Source organism: Candidatus Frankia alpina, assembly GCF_902806485.1.
Taxonomy (GTDB): Bacteria; Actinomycetota; Actinomycetes; order Frankiales; family Frankiaceae; genus Frankia; species Frankia alpina.
Map to the genome: position 1 here is coordinate 1 of NZ_CADCWT010000295.1, position 5,172 is coordinate 5,172.

Annotated in this window: 3 protein-coding genes, 2 pseudogenes and 1 riboswitch; all 5 genes and pseudogenes read left to right on the top strand. The window is 71.6% G+C overall.

Features of this window, described 5'->3' with window-relative positions; genetic code table 11:
* Nucleotides 1-149 precede the first annotated feature (149 nt).
* The 5 genes and pseudogenes from G6R25_RS21155 to G6R25_RS28165 all read left to right on the top strand — a co-directional run bounded on the left by G6R25_RS21155 (nucleotide 150) and on the right by G6R25_RS28165 (nucleotide 4,934).
* On the top strand, nucleotides 150-1,961 hold the full coding sequence (locus tag G6R25_RS21155) for a glycosyltransferase family 2 protein (RefSeq protein ID WP_235949337.1): 1,812 nt from the start codon (nucleotides 150-152) through the stop codon (nucleotides 1,959-1,961).
* Nucleotides 1,962-2,137: 176 nt separating this feature from the next.
* Nucleotides 2,138-2,506, top strand: a pseudogene (locus tag G6R25_RS29140) (acyltransferase family protein); the annotation flags it as partial.
* A gap of 121 nt (nucleotides 2,507-2,627) precedes the next feature.
* A complete protein-coding gene (locus G6R25_RS29145; protein ID WP_268904197.1) occupies nucleotides 2,628-3,254 on the top strand; it encodes an acyltransferase family protein in 627 nt (208 codons plus the stop codon).
* Between the two features lie 562 nt (nucleotides 3,255-3,816).
* Nucleotides 3,817-4,482: pseudogene (locus tag G6R25_RS28160) on the top strand (glycoside hydrolase family 30 protein); the annotation flags it as partial.
* A gap of 113 nt (nucleotides 4,483-4,595) precedes the next feature.
* A complete protein-coding gene (locus tag G6R25_RS28165) occupies nucleotides 4,596-4,934 on the top strand; it encodes a glycoside hydrolase family 30 beta sandwich domain-containing protein (protein WP_235949340.1) in 339 nt (112 codons plus the stop codon).
* Between the two features lie 86 nt (nucleotides 4,935-5,020).
* Nucleotides 5,021-5,127, top strand: a riboswitch (TPP riboswitch).
* Nucleotides 5,128-5,172: the final 45 nt, after the last annotated feature.

The following is a 5,172-nucleotide window of genomic DNA, read 5'->3' on the forward strand; positions in this document are numbered from 1 at the left end:
ACATTCCTCACAACCTAGAGTAACCAGTCGGCACGGAAAGTGACCTTCGCGCGGCCCTGGCCCGACACCGCATCGGCTCGAGCGGCCGCGGCTGTGTCGTTGGCTTACTGTATATCGCCGAGCTCAATATGTTGTCCGATTGTTTTGTCGTGGCCGGTCGGGGGGCTCTGCTCGACCAGATCGTCACGCTGGCGGGTGCCCGGCACCGGTGGCGGGGCGCGACGATCAGCCCCGGCCGTCCCGGTGAGGTGCTCGTGATCCTGCCGGTTCGGTCGGGACACTCGGCCGAGGCGGCGCTGGACCAGATCGTGCGGACGATCGCCGGGCACGAGTTCGTCGTCGACGGCCGCCGGCTGCGCGTCACCCCGGTCCCGGGCTTCGTCGTGGTCGACGGGACGATCGACGACGCGGTCGCGATCCGCCGGGCGCGGCTGGCAACCGAGCGTGCCGCCCGGCAGCGCGACCTGGTCCCCGTCGGCTACCACCCGGCGATGGAGCCGCGCGCCGGTCGGTCGCGGCGGGCCCGGCGCCCGCTGCGGAACCGGTTGCGGCCCTCCGACGCCACGCAGATCGTCCTGTCGACCGCGATCTGCGTGGGCGTGCCGTTCCTCGCCTACACCGGGCTGTTCGCGCTCGGCGTCGACCCCACCGCGGGGGTCTTCACCTTCCTCGTCATCGCCCTGGTCGGCACCGCCCTGACGATCTACCTGGAACAGTTGTCCGCGCTCGAGGCCGAGCGGTGCCCGGCCGCGCCGTTTCCGCCGGCGAGCGCCGTCATCGCCGCCTACCTGCCCAACGAGGCGGCCACGATCGTCGAGACCGTCCGGGCCTTTCTCCGGCTCGACTACCCGGGCCCGCTGCGGGTGATCCTCGCGTACAGCACCCCCCAGCGACTGCCGGTCGAGGACGTCCTCGACCGGCTGGCCGCCGCCGATCCCCGTCTCCTGCTCGTGCACGTGGCGGACAGCACGTCGAAGGCGCAGAACGTCAACGCGGCCATTCCCCTGGTCACCGGCGAGTTCGTCGGTATCTTCGACGCCGACCACCATCCCGCGCCGGACTCGTTCGAGCGGGCCTGGCGCTGGCTGTCGAACGGCGCCGCGGTCGTCCAGGGGCACTGCGTCATCCGGAACGGATCGGATTCCCGGGTCAGCCGCACCGTCGCCGTCGAATTCGAGTCGATCTATGCGGTGAGCCATCCGGGCCGGGCGCGGATGCACGGTTTCGGCATCTTCGGCGGATCCAACGGATACTGGCGCATCGACCTGCTGCACCAGATCCGCATGCGGGGGTCGATGCTCACCGAGGACATCGACGCGAGCCTGCGCGCGATCCTGCGAGGTGCACGGATCGTCTCGGACCCGGAGCTGGTCTCCTACGAGCTTGCCCCGACGACGGTGCAGGCACTGTGGCGCCAGCGCCTGCGCTGGGCGCAGGGCTGGCATCAGGCTGCGCGCCAGCACCTGCGCGACGGGCTCGGTGCGGCCGGTCTCACCGCCCGCCAGAAACTCGGCCTGTTCTGGCTGCTCGGCTGGCGGGAGATCTATCCGTGGCTGTCCTTGCAGATCTATCCGCTCATCCTCTTCAGCCTGCTGCACCCGAAGGCGGGGCACGGCTTCCGACTCAACGTATCGCTGTACATCGTGGCCGCGGCCTTCTCGGCCCTGGTCGGTCCGATCCAGGCGCTGTTCGCCTTCGCCCTCGCCGATTCGTCGATCCGCAGACATCCGGGCTGGTTCGTCCGGTTCAGTCTCGTGAACATCGTGTACAGCGAGTTCAAGAACGTCATCGCCCGGCTGGCCCCGGTCAAGGAGCTCATGCGGGATCGGGAATGGCACGTGACGCCGCGGGCCGCAGCCGCGCCGAGTCCGGCTGACCAGGACGACTTGTCCCCGTACGCCGACGGGGCCGACGGGTACCCGCAGCCGCCTGCCGAGTGGTATGTGCAGGCCCCGTCGTGACCGGGCCCGCGCGGCCACCGCGCCCGTCGGGCATCGCGACGACGCCCATCCGCCGGATCCCGCCGCAGCCACCCACGCTTCCCCCCTCGGAGGTCAAGGGGAAGAGCGCGCCCGCGGCCGGCGGCGCGCTGGAGCTGGTGGATCTCGGCGGCTTTCGCGGGGTGGCCGCGATCTCCGTGATTATTTTTCACGCCTACCAGTTCTGCCGCGGGGGCGGCGAGACCCCGTACGAGGGCACGTTCTTCGGCCACATCCTCGGCGCCTTCGACGGAATGATCAGTTGGTTCTTCCTGGTCTCCGGGTTCCTGCTGTACCTGCCGATGGCCACCAGGGTCCGCGACGGGCGCACGCAGCGCTCGGCCAAGGCGACGCTGCTGCGCCGTGGCCTGCGGATCCTGCCGCTCTACTACACGGCGGTCATCGTCGTGTGGGCCGCCCGCAACCCCGGCCTGCCGGGCGACTGGCTCGACCTGCTCGAACACCTCACGTTCACCCAGGTGTACGACAGCAGGCGGGTCTTCTACACGATCGGGCCGGCGTGGTCGCTCGCCGTCGAGGTCCACTTCTACCTCTTCCTGGCGCTGGTCGCGGCCTGGCTGCGGCGCCGCCAGACCCACCGGCTGCCGCCGGCCCATCCTCTACCTGCCGGCGTACCTGCTGATCGCGGTGTCGGCCGGCTGGGTCGTCTACTCGGTCTGGATCGTGGACGCGGCGCACCAGCAGTGGGCGTACTGGTTCTGTCCGCAGAACTACGCCAACAACTTCGGCTTCGGGATGATCATCGCGATCTTCTACGTGCGATGGGGCAGGGAGCGGCCGATTTCGGCGGGCCTGGCGTGCGCACTGCGGTTCGTCGCCTGCGGGCTCGTCGTCGCGGGCGCGCTGGTCCGCGGGAACGACGCGGCCTCGCTGGAGGCGTTCTCGATGCTGAACTCGGTCGGCTTCGCCGTCCTGTTCGCCGCGTCGGTGCTGACATCGCCCGAGTCGAGGTGGCGGCGGTTCTTCGCCACCCCGGTCCTCGTCTGGCTGGGCATGATCAGTTACAGCGTGTACCTGTGGCACGAGCCGATCCTGTTGCTCGTGCTGGACCGGTACCACCTGGTCAGCCACGCCCCGGCCGCGTTCCCCTGGGTGGCGGCGCTGCTGGTGGCGGCCGGCGTCCTCGGTGGCTGGCTGAGCTACGTCGTCCTCGAACAGCCCGGGCGGCGACTGTCCATCCTGGTGAGCAGGCTGCGTCGCGGCCCGGTGACCAGCGCGGCCGCCGCGGCAAGACCAGCCCGGTCCGTCTCCTGACGTGCGCCGCCGCCGAGAGCCGCCCCGTCCGGCCGGTCGGTGGGCGAGGGACAGAGCCGTCCTCGTCGGGCTGGCCCTGCTGCTCGCTGCCGCGCTGACGGTCACCCTGGTGGTTCTGCGGGGGGCGACCGGCGGCGCACCGCCCGCCGCGGCGTCGGCGACCGGCGGCACGCCCACAGGTGTGCCGAAGGGCGTGCCGACCGGGCGGCCCCAGCTCCCGGCCCGGGAATGGTCCGGCGCCCTCACCACGCGCGCTCGGTACCGCCGACGCCGGCGGGCCGGCGTTTCCCGCCCCATGGCCGCTCCCGGCGGTGCGGGGCCTGGCCGGCTGGTCGACGGAACCGGATGGCGAGCGGCTGGCCGTCCTGGACGGCTCCCGGGTCGTCGCCGGCGACGACGCGGGTGACGCCGGGCCGGCGGGCGGGTCCCGGGTGCGGCTGGCCGTCGATCCCACCGCACGGGACCAGCGCATCGAGGGGTTCGGCGCCGCGCTGACCGAGACGTCGGCGCGGCTGCTGCGGGGGCTGCCCGCAGACCAGCGGTCCGCGGTGCTGCGCAGCCTGTGTTCGACCCCACCGAGGGGGCCGGCCTGTCCGTGGTGCGGATCCCGATGGGCGCCAGCGACTTCGCCGCCAGCCAGTACACCTACGATGACCTGCCGGCCGGGGCCACGGACCCGCGACTGGCCACGTTCTCGGTGGCCCGCGACGACCGGGCCGTGGTGCCGGTGCTGCGGGAAATCCTGTCGATCAACAGTCGGGTCCGCGTCATGGCGAGCCCCTGGAGCGCGCCGGCCTGGATGAAGTCGTCAGGCCGGCTCGGCGGCGGCTCGCTGCGCCCACAGTGGTATGCCGCCTGGGCCCAGTACTTCGTCCGCTTCGTGCGGGCCTACGCCGCGCGCGGGATCACGGTGTCGGCGGTGACCGTCCAGAACGAGCCCGGCCACAGCGACCCGTCCTACCCGACGATGACCATGTCCGCGGCCGAGCAGGCGCGGTTCATCGCCACCCGACTGAGCCCGGCCTTCGCCGCCGCCAGGCTGACCACCAACATCATCGGTTACGACCACAACTGGGACACCCCGACGGTCCCGTCGGAGCTGCTCGGCGACGCGGCCGCCGGGCGTTACCTGACCGGCATCGCCTGGCACTGTTATCGGGGTGACTGGGCGGCGCAGTCGCAGGTGCACGCGCGTTTTCCGGCGAAGGCGACCTGGCTGACGGAATGTTCCGGGGGACTGGCGGGGCGCTCCCGCGGACGGTTTCGGCTGGCTGGCGGACGTCGTGGTGAACGCGACGCGCAACTGGGCGACGACGGCCCTGCTGTGGAATCTCGCGTTGGATGCCGCCGGCGGTCCGCACCGCGGTGGCTGCGTGGGCTGCCACGGGGTCCTCACGATCGCCGGGCGACCGGGCACGGACCTGCGCGCCATCGACCGGTCGCTGGAGTACGACCTGCTCGGCCTCGCCGCCCGCGCCGCGCGGGGCCGTGCGGATCGGCGCGCAGGTGTCGTCGTCGGCGGTCAGCGCGGTGGTCTTCAGTCGTCCGGACGGCAATCGGTCGGTGCTGGTGCACAACCGGACGGGCGGCGAGGTCGCGGTGACGGTGGACGACGGCGGCGGCGCGTTCACCGTCGCGCTGGCCCCGCACGCGCTGTCCGCATTCCGCTGGCGGGGCTGACCCGCCGCGCGGGGGCGTGAGAAGAACGTCCGATGCGCGCGATCGGATGACATCGGATAGTTCGGTGGTTTATGGTGGCGGTGCGCGAAATTGATCGCGGGAGCTCCACCGAGGGGCTGAGAGGGTGGCTGGGGCCGCCGACCGCAGAACCTGTCCGGGTAATGCCGGCGTAGGGAGTTCGTAACTGGTCAGGTATTTGTTTGATCTTGGGTTAGCTGGTTGCGGGCATCCAGGCGCG

Coding starts and splice junctions, on each gene's coding strand:
- G6R25_RS28165 (WP_235949340.1), top strand. CDS start 4,596: ATGCCGCCGGCGGTCCGCACCGCGGTGGCTGCGTGGGCTGCCACGGGG.